21 protein-coding genes, 4 tRNA genes and 1 riboswitch are annotated in these 23,878 nt (G+C 37.9%); of the genes, 13 read left to right on the top strand and 12 right to left on the bottom strand.

Translation table 11 applies throughout. From position 1 onward, the window contains the following. Nucleotides 1-40 precede the first annotated feature (40 nt). From OQ268_RS02320 to murQ, 7 genes are all read right to left on the bottom strand, one after another. On the bottom strand, nucleotides 41-460 hold the full coding sequence (locus OQ268_RS02320) for a tail fiber domain-containing protein (RefSeq protein ID WP_265854447.1): 420 nt from the start codon (nucleotides 458-460) through the stop codon (nucleotides 41-43). 80 nt (nucleotides 461-540) lie between these two features. Beyond that, nucleotides 541-843, bottom strand: a complete 303-nt coding sequence (locus tag OQ268_RS02315; RefSeq protein ID WP_265854446.1) for a hypothetical protein — start codon at nucleotides 841-843, stop codon at nucleotides 541-543. 121 nt (nucleotides 844-964) lie between these two features. Beyond that, nucleotides 965-1,918, bottom strand: coding sequence for a methylenetetrahydrofolate reductase [NAD(P)H] (metF, locus tag OQ268_RS02310; RefSeq protein WP_265854445.1), 954 nt, complete (start codon nucleotides 1,916-1,918; stop codon nucleotides 965-967). A gap of 73 nt (nucleotides 1,919-1,991) precedes the next feature. Beyond that, on the bottom strand, nucleotides 1,992-5,678 hold the full coding sequence (gene metH, locus OQ268_RS02305; protein ID WP_265854444.1) for a methionine synthase: 3,687 nt from the start codon (nucleotides 5,676-5,678) through the stop codon (nucleotides 1,992-1,994). A gap of 173 nt (nucleotides 5,679-5,851) precedes the next feature. Beyond that, a riboswitch (SAM riboswitch) is annotated at nucleotides 5,852-5,955 on the bottom strand. A gap of 155 nt (nucleotides 5,956-6,110) precedes the next feature. Next, nucleotides 6,111-6,848, bottom strand: a complete 738-nt coding sequence (locus OQ268_RS02300; RefSeq protein ID WP_265854443.1) for a Bax inhibitor-1/YccA family protein — start codon at nucleotides 6,846-6,848, stop codon at nucleotides 6,111-6,113. 37 nt (nucleotides 6,849-6,885) lie between these two features. After that, complete coding sequence (locus OQ268_RS02295) at nucleotides 6,886-7,452, bottom strand: hypothetical protein (protein ID WP_265854442.1); 567 nt, start codon at nucleotides 7,450-7,452, stop codon at nucleotides 6,886-6,888. A gap of 83 nt (nucleotides 7,453-7,535) precedes the next feature. After that, a complete protein-coding gene (gene murQ / locus OQ268_RS02290; RefSeq protein ID WP_265854441.1) occupies nucleotides 7,536-8,351 on the bottom strand; it encodes an N-acetylmuramic acid 6-phosphate etherase in 816 nt (271 codons plus the stop codon). Between the two features lie 190 nt (nucleotides 8,352-8,541). Here murQ and OQ268_RS02285 point away from each other — a divergent pair, with 190 nt between their 5' ends. From OQ268_RS02285 to OQ268_RS02270, 4 genes are all read left to right on the top strand, one after another. Continuing rightward, on the top strand, nucleotides 8,542-10,149 hold the full coding sequence (locus OQ268_RS02285) for a S41 family peptidase (protein WP_265854440.1): 1,608 nt from the start codon (nucleotides 8,542-8,544) through the stop codon (nucleotides 10,147-10,149). A 157-nt stretch (nucleotides 10,150-10,306) separates the two neighbouring features. Next, a complete protein-coding gene (locus tag OQ268_RS02280) occupies nucleotides 10,307-10,813 on the top strand; it encodes a GNAT family N-acetyltransferase (protein WP_265854439.1) in 507 nt (168 codons plus the stop codon). A gap of 48 nt (nucleotides 10,814-10,861) precedes the next feature. Next, nucleotides 10,862-11,575: a BlaB/IND/MUS family subclass B1 metallo-beta-lactamase gene (bla, locus tag OQ268_RS02275; RefSeq protein WP_265854438.1), complete on the top strand. Its 714-nt coding sequence runs from the start codon at nucleotides 10,862-10,864 to the stop codon at nucleotides 11,573-11,575. A 385-nt stretch (nucleotides 11,576-11,960) separates the two neighbouring features. After that, complete coding sequence (locus OQ268_RS02270) at nucleotides 11,961-12,377, top strand: hypothetical protein (protein ID WP_265854437.1); 417 nt, start codon at nucleotides 11,961-11,963, stop codon at nucleotides 12,375-12,377. Between the two features lie 82 nt (nucleotides 12,378-12,459). Here the strand turns inward: OQ268_RS02270 and OQ268_RS02265 are convergent, their stop codons facing one another. The 3 genes from OQ268_RS02265 to era all read right to left on the bottom strand — a co-directional run bounded on the left by OQ268_RS02265 (nucleotide 12,460) and on the right by era (nucleotide 15,587). Then, complete coding sequence (locus tag OQ268_RS02265; RefSeq protein WP_265854436.1) at nucleotides 12,460-12,969, bottom strand: GNAT family N-acetyltransferase; 510 nt, start codon at nucleotides 12,967-12,969, stop codon at nucleotides 12,460-12,462. Between the two features lie 291 nt (nucleotides 12,970-13,260). After that, nucleotides 13,261-14,562 carry a ribosome biogenesis GTPase Der gene (gene der / locus OQ268_RS02260; protein WP_265854435.1) on the bottom strand — a complete coding sequence of 434 codons (1,302 nt, stop codon included), beginning with the start codon at nucleotides 14,560-14,562 and terminating at the stop codon, nucleotides 13,261-13,263. A gap of 131 nt (nucleotides 14,563-14,693) precedes the next feature. Continuing rightward, nucleotides 14,694-15,587 carry a GTPase Era gene (era, locus tag OQ268_RS02255; RefSeq protein WP_265854434.1) on the bottom strand — a complete coding sequence of 298 codons (894 nt, stop codon included), beginning with the start codon at nucleotides 15,585-15,587 and terminating at the stop codon, nucleotides 14,694-14,696. Nucleotides 15,588-15,701: 114 nt separating this feature from the next. Here era and OQ268_RS02250 point away from each other — a divergent pair. The 8 genes from OQ268_RS02250 to OQ268_RS02215 all read left to right on the top strand — a co-directional run bounded on the left by OQ268_RS02250 (nucleotide 15,702) and on the right by OQ268_RS02215 (nucleotide 21,989). After that, nucleotides 15,702-15,774: transfer RNA gene (locus OQ268_RS02250), tRNA-Met, on the top strand. A gap of 82 nt (nucleotides 15,775-15,856) precedes the next feature. Next, nucleotides 15,857-15,928: transfer RNA gene (locus OQ268_RS02245), tRNA-Glu, on the top strand. 63 nt (nucleotides 15,929-15,991) lie between these two features. Then, nucleotides 15,992-16,064, top strand: a tRNA-Met gene (locus OQ268_RS02240). A gap of 83 nt (nucleotides 16,065-16,147) precedes the next feature. Continuing rightward, nucleotides 16,148-16,219 (top strand) — tRNA-Glu (locus OQ268_RS02235). Nucleotides 16,220-16,733: 514 nt separating this feature from the next. Next, nucleotides 16,734-17,687: a hypothetical protein gene (locus tag OQ268_RS02230; RefSeq protein WP_265854433.1), complete on the top strand. Its 954-nt coding sequence runs from the start codon at nucleotides 16,734-16,736 to the stop codon at nucleotides 17,685-17,687. Next, nucleotides 17,681-19,195, top strand: a complete 1,515-nt coding sequence (locus tag OQ268_RS02225) for a BREX system ATP-binding domain-containing protein (RefSeq protein WP_265854432.1) — start codon at nucleotides 17,681-17,683, stop codon at nucleotides 19,193-19,195. Before OQ268_RS02230 ends, OQ268_RS02225 begins: the two co-directional genes overlap by 7 nt. Before the next feature lie 53 nt (nucleotides 19,196-19,248). Continuing rightward, nucleotides 19,249-20,934 (top strand): hypothetical protein, encoded by a 1,686-nt coding sequence (locus OQ268_RS02220; protein ID WP_265854431.1) that lies wholly within the window; start codon nucleotides 19,249-19,251, stop codon nucleotides 20,932-20,934. After that, on the top strand, nucleotides 20,922-21,989 hold the full coding sequence (locus tag OQ268_RS02215) for a DNA adenine methylase (RefSeq protein WP_265854430.1): 1,068 nt from the start codon (nucleotides 20,922-20,924) through the stop codon (nucleotides 21,987-21,989). The genes OQ268_RS02220 and OQ268_RS02215 overlap by 13 nt, the downstream gene beginning before the upstream one ends. Nucleotides 21,990-22,568: 579 nt before the next feature. On the opposite strand, the gene OQ268_RS02210 is transcribed toward OQ268_RS02215, so the two are convergent. Beyond that, nucleotides 22,569-22,769, bottom strand: a complete 201-nt coding sequence (locus OQ268_RS02210; protein ID WP_265854429.1) for a MerR family transcriptional regulator — start codon at nucleotides 22,767-22,769, stop codon at nucleotides 22,569-22,571. A 63-nt stretch (nucleotides 22,770-22,832) separates the two neighbouring features. On the opposite strand from OQ268_RS02210, the gene OQ268_RS02205 reads away from it, so the two are divergent. Beyond that, nucleotides 22,833-23,441 (top strand): thioredoxin family protein, encoded by a 609-nt coding sequence (locus OQ268_RS02205; RefSeq protein WP_265854428.1) that lies wholly within the window; start codon nucleotides 22,833-22,835, stop codon nucleotides 23,439-23,441. A gap of 60 nt (nucleotides 23,442-23,501) precedes the next feature. On the opposite strand, the gene OQ268_RS02200 is transcribed toward OQ268_RS02205, so the two are convergent. After that, nucleotides 23,502-23,783 (bottom strand): ATP-dependent Clp protease adaptor ClpS, encoded by a 282-nt coding sequence (locus OQ268_RS02200; protein WP_265854427.1) that lies wholly within the window; start codon nucleotides 23,781-23,783, stop codon nucleotides 23,502-23,504. Nucleotides 23,784-23,878 lie beyond the last annotated feature (95 nt).

Raw genomic sequence — 23,878 nt, 5'->3', positions numbered from 1 at the left:
GAAAGGCTGTTTCTATATTTTAGAAGCAGCCTTTATTGTGTTATTTCGCGTTTTGCCCTTTTAGCATATTCAATTCCCGCTTTAGTGCATCAATCTGTTGTTGCTGCTCTTTGATACTTCCCACTAACAACGGGATTAGACTTTCGTAATCTACTTTTGTTAATGTAGCCGAGCGAGAGGCGTTTTTACCGACACCATAATTTTTAGCCCTGACAGTTACTAAATCAGGTAGGGCTGATTTAGCGTCAACACCCACAAAGCCATATTGGGTTGTTAAGGGCAGTCTAAGTTTTTGTGCCCAGGCTTCATCGTAACTAAAGGTAACAGGTTCTAATTTGGCTAGCATTTGCAAAGCATTGCTAACGGGTTTAATGTTTTTTTGCGCTACTTCTTGCGCATGAATCTGCGATGATACGGTCATTAAAATTGCCGCAAATGAGAATGAAATTGCTCGTTTCATAGTTATTTTGATCTAAAATGTTAAGAAAATTAAGTGCCATCACCATGAATTGGCGAAGCATAAAATGTTTATTAGAGCATTTAAACGGATGGAGGAGGGGTTAGAACCTCAAGGAAATGGCGCATCAGGTAAGATTGATCAGGTGTGATTATCTTCTGTGCTAAAGATTTATAAATGCCAGCAACTGTAGTGGGTAAATAAGCTGCAAATAGGAATTCTGTTTCAGCCTTTTTCTCCTCTTTTTCTGGAGCATCATCTCCAGCAGCGTTATTCGCGACTATTTCGGTTGAAGATTTTAAATACGACATAGCCTGGCCTACCTTGAACAAAATTGCAAAAGTTAGGAAAAACAGCAGCACATATTTAAGTGGCTCAAACTTCATTGGTACAAATATAAGTTGTACCAGTTAAAATAGGTAATTGAAACGTAATGTTCTTAGAAAATTAAATCTTAGTAAAAAATATGGGAAGAATTTTTCCAAGGGATAATATCAATAAGGGAAATTAAAAGATAGCCCTTGCAATTTGCTTAGTTTGTTCCGGCCGGCCCATGGTGTAAAAATGTAAAACTGGTACGCCAAAATCTATCAGTTCTTTACATTGTTTAATCATCGCATCGGTGCCGATTTCTTTAGCTTCTGCATTATTTTTTGCATGCGATAACGCGTCTGTCAAATCTTCGGGCAAATCAATATGGAATATTTTAGGGAGAATGTTTAATTGCGTTAATGTGCTAATTGGCTTTAAGCCAGGTATTATTGGCACATTGATATCATTCTCCCTGCATTTGTTTACAAAATCAAAATACCTCTGGTTATCGAAAAACATTTGCGTTACGATAAACTCGGCACCCATATCTACCTTTTTCTTTAAGAACTTGAAGTCGGCGTTTAAGTTTGGTGCTTCAAAATGTTTTTCCGGATATCCGGCCACGCCGATGCAAAAATCGCTTTTGAAGGTCTCAACATCTTCATGGAGAAATTTTCCTTCATTATGATTTTTAATATGCTCAATAAGATCAGTTGCATAAGCATGGCCACCTTTGGTAGGCACAAAAGCATTATCAGCTGCACGGGCGTCTCCGCGTAGGGCCAATACATTATCAATGCCTAAGAATTGCAGGTCAATCAGTGCATTTTCGGTTTCTTCTTTGGTAAAACCACCACAAATTAAATGCGGAACAGCGTCAATCTTATACTTGTGGATGATTGCCGCACATATGGCAATGGTTCCCGGGCGCTTACGGTAAGATACTTTCTGTAACAGCCCGTTTTCCTGCTCTTTGTAAATATAATCTTCACGGAGCGATGTCACATCTATAAATGGTGGATTAAATTCTAAAAGCGGATCTATCGCATCGTAAATCCATTGAATGCTTTGTCCTTTAATTGGTGGTAGTAACTCGAAAGAAAACAAGGTTTTGCCCTTGGCATTGTTAATGTGTTCTGTAATCTTCATATTCTAAACCCTCAAAGGGGCTTTTAAAGTTAATCTGGTAATAAATTTTATCCACTAGAATTCTCAAGCGGGTTTAGTAAGCCAAATTCGGGCTCAGCCAACGTTCCACCTCATCAATCGACATGTTTTTGCGCTGCGCATAATCTTCAATTTGATCTTTTGTAATTTTTCCCAATCCAAAATACCTCGACTCTGGATGAGCAAAGTAAAACCCACTAACAGCAGCTGTCGGGTACATGGCATAGCTCTCGGTTAGCCGTAATCCAATTTCTTTTTCGGCATCTAAGAGTGCAAATAGGGTGCCTTTTTCTGTATGTTCGGGGCAGGCAGGGTAGCCAGGTGCCGGACGAATACCTGCATACTCTTCCTTAATTAATTCCTGATTACTTAAATTTTCATCTTTCGCGTATCCCCAGTACTCTTTGCGAACACGCTCGTGCATGCGTTCTGCAAAAGCCTCTGCCAAACGATCGGCAAGTGCTTTAGCCATAATGCTATTGTAGTCGTCATGGTTAGATTCGAATTCAGCCACTAGCTCGTCGATGCCGATACCTGTGGTTACGGCGAAACCCCCGAAATAGTCCTGAATGCCTGTTTCTTTCGGTGCGATAAAATCTGACAATGCATAATACGGTTGCCCATCTACCTTCTCGGCTTGTTGGCGTAAGGTATGAATGGTAACTGTTTCGTTTTCTTTAAACAGAGGAGTGTTAGCGTCAGTTGAGCTCAACACAATATCGTCTCCCACAGCATTTGCCGGCCAAAAACCGATGACTCCTTTTGCGGTAAGCAATTTTTCATCTAAAATTCTTTTCAATAGCGTCTGTGCATCATCGAAAAGTTTTTTTGCTTCGGTGCCAACAACTTTATCGTCGAATATTTTGGGGTAGCTGCCTCGAAGTTCCCATGTATGAAAAAATGGTGTCCAGTCAATGTAAGGTACCAGTTCTTCAAGCGGGTAATTGTCGAATACGCGTGTGCCAGTAAACGCTGGTATCGGAAGGTCGCTTTTAAAGTCTATTTTAAATTGATTTGCCCTGGCTTCCTCCAAAGATTTGAAACGCTTATCTGAACGTTTATTCAGGTGCGCTTCCCGTGCTTTATCGTATTCTTCCCGAATGCCATCAATGTATGCGCCTTTCGTTTCCGAATTCATCAGCGTGCTGCAAACGGTTACGCTTCGCGATGCATCTAAAACATGGATGGCCGGGCCAGAATAATTTGGTGCAACTTTTACTGCAGCATGAATTCTGGAAGTAGTAGCACCACCTAAAATTAATGGGATGGTAAAACCCTCACGCTCCATTTCCTTCGCAAAGTGAACCATTTCATCCAGCGAAGGAGTAATCAGACCACTTAATCCAATAATATCAGCATTAATTTCTTTTGCTTTTTTAATGATATCCTGTGCAGGAACCATTACCCCCATGTCTACCACTTCGAAGTTATTGCAAGCCAAAACTACACCAACAATATTCTTCCCAATATCATGTACATCGCCTTTAACAGTAGCCATCAATACTTTTCCAGCTGAAGAATTCTGGTCCTGATCAGGATTGTCTAATTTTTCCTGCTCAATAAAAGGCAGGAGGTAAGCTACCGCTTTTTTCATTACCCGTGCCGATTTAACTACCTGGGGCAGGAACATTTTTCCGGCTCCAAATAAATCGCCTACGATGTTCATACCATCCATTAACGGGCCTTCTATCACCTGGATAGGTCGTGTGTATCTTTGTCGGGCTTCTTCAACATCATCATCTAAATACTCTACTATTCCTTTAACTAAAGAATGAGAAAGCCTTTCTTCAACCGTACCTTTTCTCCATTCCTCATCTTTCACAATTTCCTTGCCTTTTGATTTTACGGTTTCGGCATATTCTACCAATCGCTCGGTTGCGTCATCTCTACGGTTTAGTAATACATCTTCTACACGTTCTAAAAGTTCAGGTGGAATTTCCTGGTACACCTCGAGCATACCGGCATTTACGATTCCCATATCTAAACCTGCCTGGATAGCATGGTAGAGAAATGCCGAGTGCATGGCTTCGCGAACTACGTTGTTTCCCCTAAATGAGAAGGAAATGTTAGATACCCCACCGCTTACCTTGGCATGTGGAAGGTTTTGTTTAATCCACCTTGTGGCATTTATAAAATCTACAGCATAATTGTTATGCTCTTCTAAACCGGTTGCCACGGTTAAAATATTTGGGTCAAAAATAATGTCTTGCGCCGGGAAGCCGATTTCGTTTACAAGAATATCATAGCTCCTTTTGCAAATTTCTATTCTTCGCTCATAGTTATCTGCCTGGCCCTGTTCATCAAAAGCCATTACCACAACTGCAGCACCATATTGCATAATTTTCCGGGCGCTTTCGCGAAATTTATCTTCACCTTCTTTAAGGGAAATAGAATTTACAATTCCCTTTCCTTGCAAACATTTCAAGCCACATTCTATCACCGACCATTTCGAAGAATCGACCATGATAGGTAGCTTTGCAATGTCAGGTTCGGATGCAATAAGGTTTAAGAATTTGGTCATTGCCGCCTCCGAATCAAGCATACCTTCATCCATATTTACATCGATTATCTGTGCTCCACCTTCTACCTGTTGCAACGCAACGGCTAAGGCAGCCTCGTAATCGCCACCTAAAATAAGTTTCGAAAATTTTGGTGAACCGGTAATGTTGGTTCTTTCACCAACATTTACAAAGATGCTTTCGGGTGTAATGGTAACGGGCTCCAGACCACTCAAGCGCATATGTGGTGCAATGCTGGGAATCTTCCTTGGGACAGCTTTGCGGGCATTTGCAGCAATGCAACCAATGTGTTCTGGTGTAGTACCACAACAACCCCCAACAATATTAACGAAACCTGATGCGATAAAATCATCGACTAAATGTGCAGTTTCATGGGGTTGCTCATCGTATGCGCCAAATTCGTTAGGTAAACCTGCATTAGGGTAAGCTGAAATGTAACAACCTGCTTTTGCAGCCAGTTCTTCAATATGTGGGCGCATTTCCTTAGCACCCAAAGCGCAATTAAACCCGATACTTAGGGGTTTGGCATGTATTACCGAGTTCAAAAAGGCCTCGGCGGTTTGGCCAGATAAGGTTCTGCCAGATGCGTCAGTTATGGTTCCGGAAATCATAATTTCCAGTTTCCGACCAATAACTTCTTCGTATTTTTTAATGGCAACAATAGCCACTTTTGCGTTTAAAGTATCGAAAATGGTTTCTATAAGCAACACGTCTGACCCGCCATCTACCAAACCCCTAACCTGTTCGTAGTAAGCTGCTTCTAATTCATCAAAATAAACTGCCCGGTAACCTGGATCGTTTACGTTTGGCGACATGGAAAGCGTACGATTGGTTGGGCCAACAGCACCCGCTACAAAGCATTTGCGATCTGGGTTGGCTGCCATAAACTCGCTAGCAGCAGCTTTGGCTATACGTGCCCCTTCAAAGCTAAGTTCATAAGAAAGATCTTCCATTTGATAATCGGCCATGGAAATCCGCTGTGTACTGAAGGTATTTGTTTCTATAATATCAGCACCGCATTTTAAGTATTCTAAATGGATGGCTTTTATAATGTCAGGACGGGTGATGTTAAGCAAATCATTATTTCCTTTTACATCGCAAGGATGATCCTTAAATCGTTCGCCCCTAAAATCTTCTTCCGTTAAAGTATATCGCTGAATCATGGTGCCCATTGCACCATCGATTACCAAAATACGTTTTTCTAGTTCTTCTCTAATACTCATTGTCGTTGATGGTTAGTATCAAGTAGCAAGAATCCATTATTAAGACTTCCCTAGTTTAATAGGAAATGTAAAAATGGAACTGAGTATACGCAACCCAGGTGTTTAAAACCCAATACTTAATGTTGATACTTAAATAGCTTATTTAAAAAGTTGGCACATGATTGTACTTCCTAAACTTATCTTCTCTCGCCACTGCTGAGATTAGAATTTAGCACCTTGTTGGCACAGGTTGCTAAGACATCGTTGGGTCTAATCCCTCCGTCTTTCTTAATAAGCACACAAAAATGCAACAAAGCAACATCATTTCCAAAAATTATCGCGTGGTGCCCAAATAAAATTACAAAGGCCGTGCAAAACTGCACGGCCTTAAGAATATTGTTTTGTATTTGTGGGTAAAATTGTAAATGTGATTGATTCAGATTTTACAAATTTTTATCTCCTGTTGCCAAATAGGCGAAGTAAAGAAACAAATAAGTTAATGAATGTTACATAAAGTGATAATGCAGCCATTATTGCTAACTTTTTGCTGTCGGCCAATGCAATTTCATTTCCACTTTCATCCAAACCTTCGCCAATTCTTTTGATTTCTTGGACCTTGTAAGCAGTAAGTGCAGTAAAGATAGCCACACCAACAAAGCCTAAAATATAGTTTAAAGTTTCGCTGCCGATGAAAAAGTTGATTAAACTTACTATAACCAACCCAATAACACCAGCCATAAGGATTGGCCCGAATTTACTTAAATCAACATCTGTTGTGTATCCCATTATTGCCATAACAGCAAAAATAACTGCTGCAGCAACAAAACAGATTGCAATAGATGCAGATGTGTAAATTAAAAGGATAAACCCTAACATAACTCCTGTTAGAACGGAATAAAGAAGAAAAATACCCACCAATGCCGAGAAAGATAATCTCTGCATTGCCGCACCCATAAGCATTACTAAGCCGAGTGGTGCAAAAATAGCGATGTATCCAAAAATGGTAAATCCTTTTTCGGCTACCAGATAAGATAAAATTCCTGGTGAGTTGGCTAATACAAACGCAGAAACGCTTGATACTAATAATGCAACAAACATCCATAAAAAAACGTTTGCAAAGAATTTTTTGGAAACCGAGTTTTCTTGTACGAAAACACTATTTTCCTGATATTGATAATTTTGTTGTTCCATTGTTATGTGTGAATTTAATAATCTTAAAAATAATAATTTAGTTCAATCTTTTTGTCAGCAATTCTTCAACTTTTTTAAAGAGCTGCAAAGGTTTCAAGGTACGCCAGGGCAGTTCATCAAATGCACCACCAAAATTGATGTAATAATCTATATTGTTATCTCTGAACTCCGTAACTACGTGATTTTGAAAGTTTACACCAACAATCCAGCCATCATCAACTTCCTGAAACCACTCTTCATAGTAGCTATCGTCTGATGCGTGGAAGTTTAATACATTCTCGCCAATGAGTATAAATTTATTGATGCCTTCATCCATCATAAGCTCTAAAATATCGCGTTTTAAGAGCATAATGTCGTTATTGATAGCATCGTTCCATTCTCCGATAAACTCTATAATTGCATAGCTTCTGTCGTAATCGGCGTATAGTACTTTCAAATACAAAGTATTCGATCCAAATTCATCCCACTGCGGGTGGAGCAGAAAGTTATAAATTTGCTTATCAAAATATAACTCAGAATATTCGGTATTGTAAAACGGCGAACGTTCATCTTCTGCCGAGATATAATCATCTCTCCACTGGTAATACGGCTCTATCTCGTGCATGTTCTCTTAAAATTTTTCTTGTGCCGCTTCCATCTTCATCGTCAACAAATTATATCCAGCTAAGTAGCAAGGTAAACCTAATATTAACCAAGGTTTAGGTGTCCGGCCTCAACCGCTTTTCTTACACTTCCGTACTGGGTGAGTAAATTTGCAGCTTCATCATAACCAATATTTAACTCGTCGGCTACCATTTGTGTGCCACGATCGACCAGTTTATGGTTAGTAAGCTGCATGTCTACCATTTTATTTCCAACTACACGTCCAAGTTGCACCATTACCGTGGTACTTAGCATATTTAAAACGAGCTTTTGCGCTGTTCCCGATTTCATCCTGGTGGAACCCGTGATAAATTCTGGCCCTACTACAACCTCAACGGGGAAATCAGATTCTGCAGCAATGGGTCCTCCAGTATTACAAACAATACATCCTGTTAAAATGCCAAGTTTTCTGGCAGTATTTAATCCGCCAATAACATATGGCGTGGTGCCTGATGCCGCTAAACCTACTAAGCAATCTTTCTCGTTAATGTTAAATTCCTGCAAATCTTTCCAAGCCTGTTCTGCATCATCTTCGGCGAACTCTACAGCTTTTCTAATGGCCGTATCGCCACCGGCAATAATTCCAACAACCCAATCAAATGGTACACCATAGGTAGGTGGGCATTCAGAGGCATCTACCACACCTAAGCGGCCACTGGTGCCTGCACCAATGTAAAATAAGCGACCACCTTTTTTCATCCGCTCTGCCACTGCAGAGGTCAATTTTTCTATTTGAGGCAAACATTTTTCTACAGCAAAGGCAACGGTTTTATCTTCGTTATTAATCCCCTGCAAAACTTCCAATACCGACATCTTATCGATGTCGTTGTAGTTTGATTCCTGCTCGGTAACTCTATTCATAAATTTAATTTTGATAAAAATCGGTAAATTCTTTTTAAAATCTGTCCAAAAAATCGAAAAAATGTAGCAAACTAAACCTTATCATCATTTTGGCTCATGATATTATATCAAATATTAGAAACAAAAGACACGAAAATGAAGTTAAAAAATATATCAACCCGCTAATTTTCATAAATTTGCATCAACGCTAATGAAAAAGAATACCCGTAATAATTTACTAATTGCCATCAGCTATTCTGTAATTTTAATAGTCGGTATGGTTTTGGGTATTAAGTTTATCAAAGAACAAGGCTATGGCGTGAAAAAAAGTAGTCAACTTGCCACAAATAGTAACGAAAAGCTTGATGAAATTCTCCATATCATCAACCGCAATTATGTTGACGAAATTAATACCGATTCACTCCAGAATTTACCGATAGACAGTGTTTTACATCAGCTGGATCCGCATAGTGTTTATTTACCACCAACTGATGCGCAAGACATGAGCGAAAACCTGGAAGGTAATTTCGAAGGGGTTGGTATTGAGTACTATATGCTAAATGATACCATGATGGTTACTGGCGTTGTAAAGGACGGACCAGCATCTCAGGCGGGCATTAAACTTGGTGATAAAATTCTCACAATAGATTCTACAATGGTTAGTGGCAGAAACTTGCCTAAAGAACAACTTACAGGTAGGTTTAGAGGGAAGGCGGGAAGCGGGGTTAGCGTTGTTTTAATGCGTAACGGCACCAATGTTCAGAGTAGGTTAATGGTTACCCGGGGCAAGGTAAATATTAGCAGTATAGATGCTGCTTATATGATGAACGCCGAAACCGGTTACGTTAGAATAAGCAAGTTTGGCGCCCATACCGATAACGATTTTGCTGCGGCTGCAGCAAGTTTAAAGGCTAAAGGAATGAAAAAGCTGGTGTTAGATCTACGAGATAACGGAGGGGGCTACTTCTCTGCCGCAACGGGTTTAGCCGACCAGTTTTTACCAGAAAATAAATTAATTGTTTACACCCAGGGCAAGCACGAACCCCGTACCGATTACTTTTCTACCGGAACAGGTGCGTTTCAAAATGGTAAGCTGGCCATTCTTATTAACGAAAACACGGCTTCTGCGAGCGAAATTGTTGCTGGCGCCATCCAAGATTTGGGTAGGGGCATCATTGTTGGGCGACGCTCTTTTGGCAAAGGCCTGGTACAGGAGCAATTTGCCTTTGGCGATGGATCTGCACTGAACTTAACCATTGCCCGTTACTACACGCCATCTGGACGCAGCATCCAGAAATCTTACAAAAAAGGTTACGATGCATATAAACATGAATTAGATGAACGTATGATGGATGGCGAACTCACAGGCGATCGCACATCTTTTCAAGATTCTATTGAAAAAGGGGAGGGTGTAACTCCAGCGCCCAACCGGAAACCAAAAGGTTTAGGTGGCATACAGCCAGATGTATTTGTGAAATTAGATACAGCTGGATACAATCGCTTTTACGCCAATCTTGTGAGCAAAAAAGTGCTTTCAGATTATGTCTTCAATGCGCTAACCACCCGTTACAACGCAAGCTTTATCGAACAGAATATAAATAATTTCGCCCTTAGCGATAACGATTTTAAAGATTTTATCGGTTACATTCAACGGAAAAATATCACTATAGACCGCACGCAACTTTACAATTCCAAAACAGTTATTTTAAACGATTTAAAAGCATTGCTTTGCCGTTACTACCTTGGCGATGTGGGTTACTATAAATCTGCTAACCAAAACGACAATGCTGTTAAACAAGCCTTAATTAACCTGCAATAATTTTTTTAGGAAAGCACTGGCAGCATTTCATGTTAAGGTTTGTTCCTGCTGTACGTTATAGCTCCCGCCTTCGGCTCCCGCTGCCACTACCATCAGGTTTATACATTACTAAACTGCACCATAGGCAGGTTGCAAAGCGCAAACAAAAATATAAACAATGATAGAAACCGACAGCCTTATTCTGATGCCACTAACCCATGGCCAGCTGGTAAAGTACATCCAGGATGACGATTCGCTTCCTAAAGAATTGAATGTGTTGCCTACCAAGAAAGATATTTCGCCAGCTTTGGGTAAAGCGTTAGAAAATTCGGTACTGCCCACGGTTTTGGATGATGACAAAAATTACAAGTACCACACCTTGTGGATTATTATTTCAAAACCTGATAACAGTATTGTAGGTGATATTACCTTTGTAGATGAGCCTGATGCATGTGGTGAAATCGAAATTGGTTATGGAACGTATGAGTCTTTTCGTGGGCGGGGAATAATGACGGAAGCCATTGCAGGTGTAATAGACTGGGCAAAGATGCAACCCGGTGTAAAGTCTATTTTTGCTACCACTTCCAAAGCAAATATCTCATCGTATGCTATTCTAAGAAAAAATCGATTTGAGCAGGTAGGCGAGGTTGGCGACATGCTAAGCTGGAAAATTAAACTAAAATAACTAGCTGATCGTTATTAAATGAAACCCAAATTCAGTTAATTTATTACCATGCGCCACATTTTTATTGTTTGCATTATTTTAAGTGGTTTTTTGGCCTCGGCACAAACACCTCGAATAAAAATTAAACCCATAACCGAAAACCTCTATGTATTTACAACATACAGCACCTACGATGGGAATGTTACTGATGCGAACGGCATGTACTTGGTAACCCAAAAGGGGATTGTGGTTATAGATGCTCCTTGGGAGAAAGAAGATCTGCAACCTTTTATGGATAGCTTGAGTGCCAAACATCAAGAAAAGATTATGCTTAACATTGCCACACATGCTCACGAAGACCGGGCCGGGGGTATTGCTTTCTTCAAAGCCAATGGGATTAAAACGTATACTAGTAAAAAAACCGATGCCATTCTAAAAGCCAACCACAAACCACGAGCACAGTTTACATTTAGTAATGACACTACATTTAGTATAGGCGGTAGAAAAATAAGCACCTATTATGCAGGCAGCGGCCATACGAGTGATAATATCGTTATTTGGTTTGAAAAGCAGAAAGTGCTGTTTGGCGGGTGTTTAATTAAGAGTGTTCAAGCTTCAGATTTGGGCAATATTGCAGAAGCTAACTTGGCAGAATGGCCGAAAACGCTTAAGCAACTTGATATCAAATATCCAGTGATTAAAGCTTTGGTAACTGGTCATCAGGCTTGGGGTGGTAAAGAAAGTTTATATCATACCTTAACGTTGTTAGAGAATAAAGATTAATCGACATTCAATTAGCTACCATGTTATCTTAAGGCAGTTTAGCTCTTTTTAGGATAACATAACATTATTAATCTCTTTTAACTGTTGCTTATTTACGTTCATCGCTCAATTGCTATTTTCTATTTTTTCGTTTCAAGCGGTAGAATGATTGTTAAAGGAGACTAAAACGAAACGGATAGAATTTGCAGATTAAATTTGGATAGCAATTTCACCACTTGTTTACGTATCATTGTTTAGCGCCTAATGTTGGCCATTTGCTGTTTCCCGAATGGCCTCCTTAAAAGAAAGCCGAAACCAAATCGAGATATTGCTGTTACTTTAATAACATCTACAAGTGTACAAAGCGTACCCAAGCCAACAATAAATCATTAAAACCCTATACATTTTGAAAAATCAGCTATATTCTTTCACATCAATTGCTTTATTAATTTTACTGTGTCTATCATCTTGTTCCACTAATCTAAAGTTTTTAAATTCTACTGTTGTTCCGGCAGCTAAAGGATCGGTGAATGTAAGTAAGGATAATAATGGTAATTTTAAACTTGCGCTGAAAGTGGACAATCTTGCTGAGCCTTCACGGTTGACACCTAAAAAAACAATGTATGTGGTTTGGATGGTTACAGCAGGTAATGTTACCAAAAATTTGGGCAGGCTAAACAGCAGTAGCGGATATTTTAGCAGTTCGCTTGAAGGTTCGTTATCAACAGTAACCCCATTTAAACCGGAGTACGTATTTATTACTGCAGAAAATAGTGCGGCCATTCAATATCCAACTGGCCTGGTGGTACTAACAACAAAATAGTTTTAGTAACCAATCCTTTAAAAAGATCGCTAACCTACCATGAGCTTAAGGCATCAATGTTAAGTTATGGATATTATTTCCGCTAAACTTTAATTTCGAAAAGGCTAAGGCTTATACCTTCGTAATGTTTGGGCAGGCCTTCGGTTTTGTCCATATTGGCTATACCCACGTAATTGAAACCACAGCTGGTGTAATAGGCTAACAATTTTTCGTTATCGGCCCAGGTATCCATGCGTATAAATTGAAGGTGGTTTTTGGATGCATACGCTTTTGCCCAGGTGATAATTTCTTTAACAAAAGCATAGCCCCGAAAATTAGGATGGGTAACAATGCGGTGTATGTAAATAGAATCGTAGTCGCGATCGCCCCAGATGAGTTGATCGGAAAAGGTAACGGCAAAAATGCAAGCCACTTCTCCACCGACGAGAATTTTGTACTGACGATTTTCGGCTATTTCGTTTTCGATTAAATGTTGATCGAAACCCTGCCAGTGTTTATGGAAAACTTTTTTCTGGTGTGCTACAGCCATTTCGTAAAACTCGAAAATGGTCTGGAGATCGGTTGGTAAGCTATTGAGCACTTCGATTTGCATGCGCCAAAGATAGCAGAATGGAATTACAGTAGAGAAAAAATAGGCACTAGAGAGGCTGTATTTTGCGACGAGTAATGCATTTACTGTAATAAACGTGATTGTAGTGGAAACCCTTTTTTGTTAAACAGATTTGGATAGATGCGTTGTAAGACAAATAACCGCTGGCTTGATTACTTTGTGATACCCATCTGCAAAAAAGGTTGCAACGAAAAGCAGGGCTGCTTTTCGCGATGAAATGCAAGCCCTGCTTTACTTATTTTTATAATTTCTTAATTTAAAAAAATGCCGTTTTTACTTCTGCCTGAAGAAAATTTGAATCGGCGAACCCGAAAAGTTAAAGTTTTCTCTCAGTTTGTTTTCTATAAAACGTTTGTATGGATCTTTAATGTACTGCGGCAAATTACAGAAGAACGCGAACATGGGCGAGCTACCGTTAATTTGCGTGATGTACTTAATTTTAATGTGCTTGCCCTTAAGTGCCGGCGGTGGAAACTTCTCGATTAATGGCAACATTACATCGTTTAATTTAGAAGTCGGGATTTTCTTACCGCGATTTTGGTAGACCTCTAAGGCCGCCTCAATGGCTTTAAAAATACGTTGCTTGTTTAAAACCGAGGTGAAAATAATTGGCACATCGGTAAATGGGCGAATGCGTTCTTGAATTTGCTCTTCAAACGCTTTCATGGTTTGGGTATTTTTTTCGATCAAATCCCACTTGTTTACCAGGATAACAATGCCTTTTTTATTTTTCTCGGCCAGGTGGAAGATGTTGATGTCTTGGCTTTCGATGCCTTCTTGCGCATCGATCATAAGCACCACCACATCGGCTTCTTCTAAAGCCTTGATGGTACGCATTACCGAATAAAACTCGAGGTTTTCTTTAACCTTGGTTTTTTTACGCAAACCTGCGGTATCGATAAGCATAAATTCATGGCCGAATTGGTTGTAATGAATTTTAATCGAATCGCGGGTGGTGCCGGCATTGGCGGTAACAATATTTCTTTCTTTACCAATTAGGGCATTAACTAATGATGATTTGCCAACGTTGGGTCGGCCTGCAATGGTGATTTTAGGCAACTGGTTTTCTTCTTCAGGAATATCTTCGAAGTTTTTTACTACTTCATCCAACAGTTCGCCGGTTCCAGAGCCTGTCATAGAAGATAGGGGATAAACCTCGCCAAGGCCGAAACCATAGAAAGTACTGATTTCGCTGTAAAGGGCCGTATTGTCTACCTTGTTGGCACACACATAAACTGGTTTTTTACTGCGGCGAAGAACCTGTGCAATGTCATCGTCTAAATCGGTAATACCTGTAGTTACATCGACCATAAAGATGAGTACGCTTGCCTCTTCAATGGCAATCATCACTTGTTCGCGGATGGCAGCTTCGTAAACATCCTCCGAATTGGCTACATAACCTCCGGTATCAATTACGGTAAACTGCCTGTCGGTCCATTCGCCAACGCCGTAGTGCCTATCGCGGGTTACGCCGCTCATATCATCTACAATGGCTTTGCGACTTTCGGTTAATCTATTAAAAAGGGTGCTTTTGCCTACGTTTGGCCTGCCTACGATGGCGATAATATTACTCATTGGGTGTTCTTTTGATAGTTAATGCTTATAGTTAATGGTCGTAAGTGCTTAAGCAAGCTGCTTAAACGATCTGGCTATCAGCCATTGACTATCAACTACTAACCGATCTATTTCGGGCTGCAAAGGTACGGTTAATTATCGTAACCGAAACTTTTTAGGTAGTTCTTTTTACTTCTCCAGTCTGGAATTACTTTTACAAACAGTTCGAGAAACACTTTCGAGTCTAGAAACTTTTCAATTTCGATTCGTGCTTCTGTGCCCACTTTCTTAAGCATGCTGCCGCCGGTACCAATAAGGATGTTTTTTTGCGAATCGCGTTCTACCACAATCTCGGCACTAATCCTGATCATTTGTCCTTTTGTTTTCAGTTCTTCATGCTTAAAACTTTTTACAACCACCTCGGTACTGTATGGAATTTCTTTCTGGTAATTGAGGAAAATCTTCTCGCGTACGATTTCTGAGACGAAGAAACGTTCCGAGCGATCGGTGAGTTCTTCTTTATCGTAATAAGCCGGATGTTCTGGCAACATTTCTAAAACGCGGTCTAATAAACCATCAACATTGTGGTTATGTAAAGCCGATATGGCATAAATGGCTACCGGATTTAGTTTTTCCTGCCAGTAAGCAATTTTTTCATCAACCTGTTCTTGCAGGGCTTTATCTATTTTATTGATGAGTACGATGGTGGGAATATTACGATCTAAAATCTTATTTAAAACATCATCTTCATCGTGCTCCTCGTTGATGTCGGTAACAAATAAAAGTACGTCTGCATCGGTTAAAGATCCGTTTACAAAACTCATCATACTCTCTTGTAGGCTATATTTTGGCTTAATAATACCTGGGGTATCGGAGAAAACGATCTGATAATCTTCTTCGTTTACAATGCCTAAAATACGGTGCCTGGTGGTTTGTGCCTTAGGCGTAATAATGCTAAGTCGCTCGCCTACAAGCACATTCATGAGGGTTGATTTTCCTACGTTTGGTTTACCTATTATACTAACAAAACCTGCTTTATGCGCCATTAAAATATTTTTTAAAATAAATTTGCAGTACAAAGAAACGAATTATATCTTTGCATTCCAATTCGGAAACAGTGTTAAGGATTTAATTCTGGACAAAAAACGAGTTGTATATAATGCGGGGTGGAGCAGTTGGTAGCTCGTCGGGCTCATAACCCGAAGGTCGCACGTTCGAGTCGTGTCCCCGCTACAAAATTGAGTTACGATTGTAGATCGACGAATTTAGATTTTATTAAAATGTAAATTAAGAATCTTAAAGCGTAAACCAATATGGCCCGTTCGTCTAGGGGTGAGGACGCCAGATTTTCATTCTGGAAACAGGGGTTCGATTCCCCTACGGGCTACGACCGCTTAATTATAGAGCGGTTTTTTTATCAAAGGTTAACGAGCCTTAATTCGTTACATAATGCGGGGTGGAGCAGTTGGTAGCTCGTCGGGCTCATAACCCGAAGGTCGCACGTTCGAGTCGTGTCCCCGCTACAAAATTGAGTTACGATTGTAGATTGACGAATTTAGATTTTATCCAAAGTGTAAATCAAAAATCTTAAAGCGTAAACCAATATGGCCCGTTCGTCTAGGGGTTAGGACGCCAGATTTTCATTCTGGAAACAGGGGTTCGATTCCCCTACGGGCTACTGGAAAGCGCTGAACAACAGTTAATTACAACTGAGTCAGCGCTTTTTTTATGCCTGGATACTTTTCCCAACTCTTTGTACTTTTACATAATATTACAGCTATGTCTTTTGATTTTTCCCAATAAAAGACACAGTTTCTAGAGTGCTTCAGCACCTAAAAATTTAGGAAAGTCATGTTAAACTACATAATTCGAGTTCAATTTCTAACTATCTGAGGGTGGTTAAGATAGCTCAGAATCAAGTGGCGATTTATTACCAAATACTATTTTGTGTACCAAAGCGTGTAATAATAGTAATCTGAGTAAAGAGAACAAGCAATTGGATAATATTTTTAACTTTAAAGTTCAATTTACTCATCAATTTAATGAATACCGAATTACCCCCTTTTTTTGAAAGCCTCCACCGACCATTTCATCAACCGCTGAAGACAACGAGATGGGTATGCGAGTTCATTCAAAATACCAAGTTAAAAATGGCGAGTTCCTCATTAAATATAGAATTTTATCTACATCTAATGAATAAACTTCACAAAATATATGCAAAGAGTCCCTATTTGGAGTATCCAGGCTTGGTAAGTAGGCATGCTGTTAGTAGTGTAACTTCACGCTTAAATGGCTTGCCTAAAACAAAGAAAAAGGAGCTGATTATGAATATTATGAGAATGGAACGCTATGAAGATGTTGACAAACAAATTTATTCGACTTATAAGGCTGCGTCCTATTACGTTAATCTTTCTAAAGATAAGTTAAAACTTATTGACGATCAAAATTGCTTAACAGATTTTGGCAAACAACTACTTTCCATAAAATCAAAAGCCCATCCTGCTCATCTCACTAAAAAAGAAAGTGAATTCTTTTTTAAACGGCTTCTTGAAAACGATTTTCTCTTACTGATCGCTTTATGCTTATTTAAGAGGCTTGAATTTAAATATAAATTTACTGACTCTGATAACCGCTATTTTGATTTTATAAAAAAAATGTATCGGATTAAGCATTTCATTTACAACAACCAAAGCCTTTCAAATTATAATAAAGTAAGAAGCTCTTGGATTGAATCCATGGATATTCTAAATGCAAGGAATATCATCAGGAATAGATTCATGAGAATCATTCAATCTGACATGCGATTAGACACATGGTTCAATGAAATTACCAATAATCTGAAACTTTATGAGACAGAAAGTTTTAAAAGCAAAAGGGACTATGAATCATTAAAAGAACGATTTACTAGTAGCTACAAGCTTTGTATTACACAAAAAAAAGATGTTTTGGGATTTGTTAATCTTTATGACATAAAAGATAATCTGAAGATTTCACATGCCAATTATGAGCTCTTCTTAAATACGTTTTATGAACTTGAAAAAGCCAAGAGTCATATATTTTTTAGTAATATTGTTTCTTCAATTGACAGGAGAAAGCGGTTTAGAGTGAGGGGTGTGTCTGTCTTAAAAATAAAATATAAATGGTAATATCAAATCTTTGGCAAAACCTTGCAATTAAGGACGAAACGAAAGCAAATTTAATTAAAGACTTGTCCGAGGGAAAAGTACCTCAATTACCGTATTTTGTAGTAGGCTTAGATGATATTAAATCTCAAGTTCAAGAAAAGATTGAAGCAATTGATGGAGGTAGGATGGTAAGCAATTTTATTATTGCTCGATACGGGAACGGCAAAACAAATCTTCTTAAATATTTGGAGTTATTTTTTGAAAACCATACACAAGTTAGGGTTCTATATAAACGAGCAAATATTGATCAGCCAGATATTGGTTTATTTCTACTAAAGGAGATACAGGATCATTTCACCGAAACTCTTGTAAACCAAGTCATTGCTCTTAGATCAACATATAATTTTGAAGTATTAACAAATGGTTTTCCAGAAAGTTTTAGGTCTGTTGAAGAGTATGTTAATAAATTGTTTGCTCCAACAACTTCGGAAGAAGACATAAAACGCCTCATTTATTTGGGTACAGGTAGATTATACACCAAGGCGGAGTTTGGGAGATTTGAACTCGAACAATTATCCAACTTTGAACGTAAAGAGATATTAGTAATTTTTTTAAATATACTTGCGCTAAGTAATATTTTTTTAATTTTCCAGATAGACGAGCTGGAAAAAATCTATGAGAAATCTAAGCTGAGACTAAATGCATTCTTTACTTCATACCGAGAAATATTTGATTTATTTAGTTTTGTAAAGGGTCATTATTTAATGTGTAGCCAAACTGATGCAAATTCAGACCCAGATTTTATCCGTCAACTTAATGAGGCATTTTACACAAGGATAGAGCCTCATATTTTAATGTTGCCCAATATAAGCGGCAAGGAGCAAATTTCAGTATTGGTATCAAACTTGAAAAAACTATTTGGCTTGAACAAGTCTACTTCTGAGGAGGAAGCAATCGTTAAAAATCTGGTAAAACAAAAGATTGGTCAAAATCGAGATCTTATAAGAGAAGCCACTCATTTACTAAATGCTATTGATAAACCCTCTTGGAATTATTTGTTAGACCAGTTCAATCTAAGAAATTTATATGAGAACACTAAAAATGAACTGGAATTTGAAGGACTTTTAAGATCTTTAAGCACTAAGTTTTTCGACCCACTTGAAACTTATTTAGAGGGAAGTTCACTTCTTGAAAACGGGAGCGAAATAAAAAGCCGCGATTACCAATCATTTATTGACAATGTTGGCAACAAAGTTCATTATTTTATATTAAATGAAAACACCGCTATCGACGTTATTCAATATAAAGTTGAGGACATCTTCGAAGCTTTTCAACGAGATATCATTATTTATGCTCCAGTTAAATTGGAGCTAAAAAATGGAATGGTAGTAGTAGAAAATTGCAATATTGAGATTGTTGATATTGAACCACAGGAACTTTTCATCCTATTGAATATGTACCGTGATAACTTCGAACACCAAACGGGCTTGTCAAAAGTAATTGCTGCATATACAAATGACAATCTTTAGGTATGCTGAATAATAATAGTATTATTGAATATTTCAGATATGACATAAACCTATTGAAGCCTGTTCAATTTGTCTGTCAATTGGCTTTTGATATCTCTAGAATTAGCGATTCTACATTTGATTTAGTAACACTATTTGATCCAGCCTTTGTAGATGAAATTAATATCGACTTTAGTTTACTTTCAGAAAACATTGGCGAACAAGATAAGATTGCATGGATTGCTAATGAAATCGCTACATTTCACAATCGTGGAATTATAACAAGGCTTGATTTATCAAGAAGCCAAATTCTTTTGTTACATCAACCTTCAAGATTAATTTATGTCCTGAATAAAAGCAAGAGAGTTATTTCCGCAAAAGAAAGAAGCGAAGAGGAGAATAAAAAAACAAACACCAAAAATGCATTAATTTCAGCGATAAAAGATCAAAGAATTGTCCGCCAAATAATAGATCGAATTCAGAATGTAACAATTAGAGAGTGTATTCTGAAATCTATTTCGATTGAATTTGAAGAAATTTATCAAAACTGTGTGATAATTAATGACGCAGTACCTCTACAAGTTCCTTACTTGTCGTTCTCTTACCTTGACCCACATTTGATAAAGGAGGATATTATTGATATTACAGATATATGGGTTAATAAGGATAGATTTAAAAGTGCGTTTGGAATTGAAATAGGTGAAGAACAAAATATCTCCGCGGTTAATTTGGTTGCAGATAGTTCTGAGATTGGAATTAAATATAATGATTACTTTTTCCCAATATTACAGAAACTTGATCTTTACATTGATACACCTTCTAAGATAGAATTTCATTGGATACAAGTAAAAGAGGTATTTAAGCTTAATGACATTAATAAGAACCATTACCAATCCTCATTGATTAATGAGTTCAAAACTAAGATCAAGCGCAAAGATTTTACGGCCTTATTGTCCAATCTGAAAGAGAATTTATACCTTGAAACATCTTTGCTAACAGGAAAGCCATCCTACAAAAAATATTTCACTAATACCCTTAAAATTAGTCAAATAAAATACTTGAAACAGTACAATTTTTTTATCTCAGATTCGGAAGACTCTGCGGCTTTAGGGATATATTCTTTTGAGAAAATTGGCGAGGACGCAACTCATTTTAACCTTTTGCACTGGTACGATAAGACAGCTGGCCAACAAAAGCGTTATAGAGATAATTCTGGTCCAGGTAGGGTTGAAAAAAATGACGCTCTTTCAGTAAGTGCTTTACAGCCAGAATTGTCTTTTTATTTTATCACAAAATACTTTGAGGATTTCTTAGATACTCTTTTTACAGAAATGGATTTTCAATTCATTAGTAATTTTCATCTTCGCCAAGGTTCTACGGATTTAGGAGAATTTGACTTTTTAATTAAACATAAAAATAAATTCTTTTTTGTTGAAGCCAAAACTACACTTACGAAATTCTATATAAAAGACTATCAAAAAAAATGTCAGAAAATTATCAGAGCATTTTCAGACATAGATGTCGAGCTTGAATTTCTTATCGTTGGGGCTTATAGTAATACTACGGTCGAGGATTTACGTGTTTACATAGATAACTCGCATAAAGGGATGAAAAGGTATAATAGCGATAACCCAGATTTAGCGGTACGTCCATATTTATTTAATGTACCTATAGAAAACAGCAGTAGACAGATTTCTTGTATTGCGGAGCCGAATTATACTAACTTGAAGAACATAATAAAGAAAATATGCCTGAAATAAACTTACCCATTACTAGATACTATGGATCAAAAAGAAAATTAGTAGATAGAATATGGAATGAGATAGAAAGGTTAGGGCTAGAATTTGATTCTGTTCTAGATGTTTTTGGCGGAACAGGGATATTTTCATATTATTCAAAAATCAAGGGCAAGAGGGTGATATATAATGACATCTTTCTTTTTAATTCGCTAATTGGCAAAAAACTCATTGAGAATGTTACAAATAATTTAACTTACAATGAAGCTGTTGAGCTTCTTTTGCCACAGCCTGGTATTATTTACGACAATGTAATTCAAAGAAACTTCTCAGGTATATATTTTACTGACTCCGAAAATCAACAAATTGATATTTTTATCCAGAATACCAACAGGCTAATTGATCCGAATAAAAAACTAAGTGCGTACTATATACTTTTCCAATCATGCATAATTAAGCGGCCTTACAATCTTTTCCATAGGAACAACCTGAACATGCGTACTGGTTACACGGGTGGAGGTTTTGGTAATAAAACGACTTGGGAACGGAGTTTTGAAGATCTTTTCTTAAGATTTATTGAAGAATTAGACGAGTTTACATTTGATAACGGCCGCAACAATCTCGTAACTAATGATTCTGCATTGAATTGTACTGAGGTTGCAGATTTGGTTTATATTGATCCACCCTATTTTAGCTTAAATGGTAGTCATACCACTTATCATTCTAAATATCATTTTTTAGAAGGATTAGCTCATTATGAAGATATTGAAGCCCATATAAATAGTCAAAAGAAAAATAAGCAGATAGAAATTAATAATAGTGATGAATTCGAAAAGGGGGCGACATTTCTTCCACAACTCGAGAAACTAATTTTAATGCACCAACATTCACATATCGTGATTTCATACCGAAATAATGGCAAGCCGTCAATTAAGGATATAGAATATCTCATGGTTAAATGCAAGCCGAATTATGAAGTTTATACTATTAATTTAGGGATGTATGGATATGCATTAAGTAAGAGTAATTTAACAAACAGTGAATTTTTGGTTATTGGAACTAATCATTTGAAAGAATAGGAAACAATTAAGGTGATTAAAATTGATCGCAAAGAGAAGCGTCCAATATCTTATGCGCAAGCAAATCTGTGACTGAATTTTAGTCGGTTTAGCAAAAAATGTGAAAATATCATCTAAAAATTTCCTTATGCAGAAGAATGATGAAGGTTCGATGAAACTTACAATTCGTCACTACTATTATCAATTTTTAGCTAATAAAATTACTATTCCTCCAAAATATCCTCCTTCAGCTCTGCATGCTTTATTTCTAATATAACAAATATCAAATGGGTATTTCTTTTTACCTTTTTTGTATCTACCAACGCAACCATGACCTGAAAAGTCTGTATTGCAGAATTCGACATCTACTCCATCCTTGTCTTTTACTAGCAATACACATCTATTGCATAAGTAGTTTGGATATCTGTTCTAGGATTTAACATATCGTTTGCATATCGGACATGTTTGTTTCATAATCTTATGTGTTAATTACTCTAATGCAAAAGTCTTTAGCGAGCTAAATAAAAAAGGAGAAATAGGCATTTACCCATCTCTCCCTTAAATCTTCCCGCTCGCGACAATAAAATTGCCGAGAACGAATTAATTCTGAGCGATCAACCACTCATCGACGGCTTTCGGGAAAAATCTAAGCTGACTACCAAACTTAACGAAAGGCATCCCTTCCGCCATTCTTCTCCTTAAGGCCATTTTACTTATTTTCAAAGTTCCAAAAGCCTCCCAAACCAACTTAAATCCATTTTTATCCTTAATCCCCAACACCATCTCCCTCCACCCTAACATCTTGCAAAACCATGATTATTTTTTTCGAATTTCTGCTTTCCTTTGCGCCATAACTTTAAACACATGTTTAACTACAGCGAGATTTTCAGCAAAGAAGGCATGGATTATTTAAGCTACCGTGCCTTGGTAGATCAGTTACTTTTAGAAGGTAAAACCACCGGGCCTGATCATTCGGCAGACATGTTGCACTATAGCAAGATGAATGTGCAACGCATGAGTCGCGTAGATAAAACGGCGAATTTAACTGAAGCGCTAAGTGCAACCATTTCTGCATTGCCAGCAAAATATAAGTTCTTAGTAATTACCGAAGGTTGGTGTGGTGATGCGGCGCAGATTGTTCCTGTGATTCAAAAAATTGCTTCAGCCTCTTTAGGCAAAATCGAATTGAAACTGGTATTGCGAGATCAAAACTTGCCGCTTATTGATGCTCACCTTACCAATGGAGGAAGAGCCATCCCGGTGCTTATTATTCTAAATGAAACGGCCGACCAAGTGCTGGCCACCTGGGCTCCTCGTCCGCAAGTGTTGCAAAAACTTTTGGCTGAGTGGAAGAAAGAAACTACCGAAATGCTTGTAATCGCCGAGAAATTACATGGTTGGTATGCAAAAGATAAAACCCAAAGCACACAAGCAGAGCTGGATGAATTATTAAAAAGTCTAGCGAATAAATAGTTTTATTGATTTAACAACTGTAGCCCATTTGGTATCGGCTGTGCCTGATGATTGTGAATTTTAATCAACAGAAACGGTTAAGCCTTCTTGCTGTAAAATTTTACGGTAAACTTCCATTTCAGTAAACGAACCTTCGAGAACTGGGCATTTGCCTTCATTATGCACTTTAAGGGCAATTTTCTCAGCTTGCGATTCGTTATAATCCAGGTACTTCATCATGCAATAAATCACATGATCGAAAGTATTTACATCATCATTCCACAGAATGAGGCGGTGTACGGTTTTAAGAGAAGTTAGAATTTCTTCGAGCGTAAAGGTCTCTTCTTTAGTTTCTGTAGACATGCCTGCAAAAATAACTATTTTTATGGAAGATGTGATACGGAAAATCGCATCTGGAAATTCTCAAAATCATTCGCTGGAAGAAAGATATCAACCTT

Source organism: Pedobacter sandarakinus, from assembly GCF_026240095.1.
Taxonomy (GTDB): domain Bacteria; phylum Bacteroidota; class Bacteroidia; order Sphingobacteriales; family Sphingobacteriaceae; genus Pedobacter; species Pedobacter sandarakinus.
This window is presented reverse-complemented; position numbering and strand designations above follow the sequence as displayed.

Bases quoted from the DNA above. Each gene is read 5' to 3' on its own strand.
- OQ268_RS02320 (WP_265854447.1), bottom strand. From the start codon at position 460: ATGAAACGAGCAATTTCATTCTCATTTGCGGCAATTTTAATGACCGTA.
- OQ268_RS02315 (WP_265854446.1), bottom strand. From the start codon at position 843: ATGAAGTTTGAGCCACTTAAATATGTGCTGCTGTTTTTCCTAACTTTT.
- metF (WP_265854445.1), bottom strand. From the start codon at position 1,918: ATGAAGATTACAGAACACATTAACAATGCCAAGGGCAAAACCTTGTTT.
- metH (WP_265854444.1), bottom strand. From the start codon at position 5,678: ATGAGTATTAGAGAAGAACTAGAAAAACGTATTTTGGTAATCGATGGT.
- OQ268_RS02300 (WP_265854443.1), bottom strand. From the start codon at position 6,848: ATGGAACAACAAAATTATCAATATCAGGAAAATAGTGTTTTCGTACAA.
- OQ268_RS02295 (WP_265854442.1), bottom strand. From the start codon at position 7,452: ATGCACGAGATAGAGCCGTATTACCAGTGGAGAGATGATTATATCTCG.
- murQ (WP_265854441.1), bottom strand. From the start codon at position 8,351: ATGAATAGAGTTACCGAGCAGGAATCAAACTACAACGACATCGATAAG.
- OQ268_RS02285 (WP_265854440.1), top strand. From the start codon at position 8,542: ATGAAAAAGAATACCCGTAATAATTTACTAATTGCCATCAGCTATTCT.
- OQ268_RS02280 (WP_265854439.1), top strand. From the start codon at position 10,307: ATGATAGAAACCGACAGCCTTATTCTGATGCCACTAACCCATGGCCAG.
- bla (WP_265854438.1), top strand. From the start codon at position 10,862: ATGCGCCACATTTTTATTGTTTGCATTATTTTAAGTGGTTTTTTGGCC.
- OQ268_RS02265 (WP_265854436.1), bottom strand. From the start codon at position 12,969: ATGCAAATCGAAGTGCTCAATAGCTTACCAACCGATCTCCAGACCATT.
- der (WP_265854435.1), bottom strand. From the start codon at position 14,562: ATGAGTAATATTATCGCCATCGTAGGCAGGCCAAACGTAGGCAAAAGC.
- era (WP_265854434.1), bottom strand. From the start codon at position 15,587: ATGGCGCATAAAGCAGGTTTTGTTAGTATAATAGGTAAACCAAACGTA.
- OQ268_RS02230 (WP_265854433.1), top strand. From the start codon at position 16,734: ATGAATAAACTTCACAAAATATATGCAAAGAGTCCCTATTTGGAGTAT.
- OQ268_RS02225 (WP_265854432.1), top strand. From the start codon at position 17,681: ATGGTAATATCAAATCTTTGGCAAAACCTTGCAATTAAGGACGAAACG.
- OQ268_RS02215 (WP_265854430.1), top strand. From the start codon at position 20,922: ATGCCTGAAATAAACTTACCCATTACTAGATACTATGGATCAAAAAGA.
- OQ268_RS02210 (WP_265854429.1), bottom strand. From the start codon at position 22,769: ATGTTAGGGTGGAGGGAGATGGTGTTGGGGATTAAGGATAAAAATGGA.
- OQ268_RS02205 (WP_265854428.1), top strand. From the start codon at position 22,833: ATGTTTAACTACAGCGAGATTTTCAGCAAAGAAGGCATGGATTATTTA.
- OQ268_RS02200 (WP_265854427.1), bottom strand. From the start codon at position 23,783: ATGTCTACAGAAACTAAAGAAGAGACCTTTACGCTCGAAGAAATTCTA.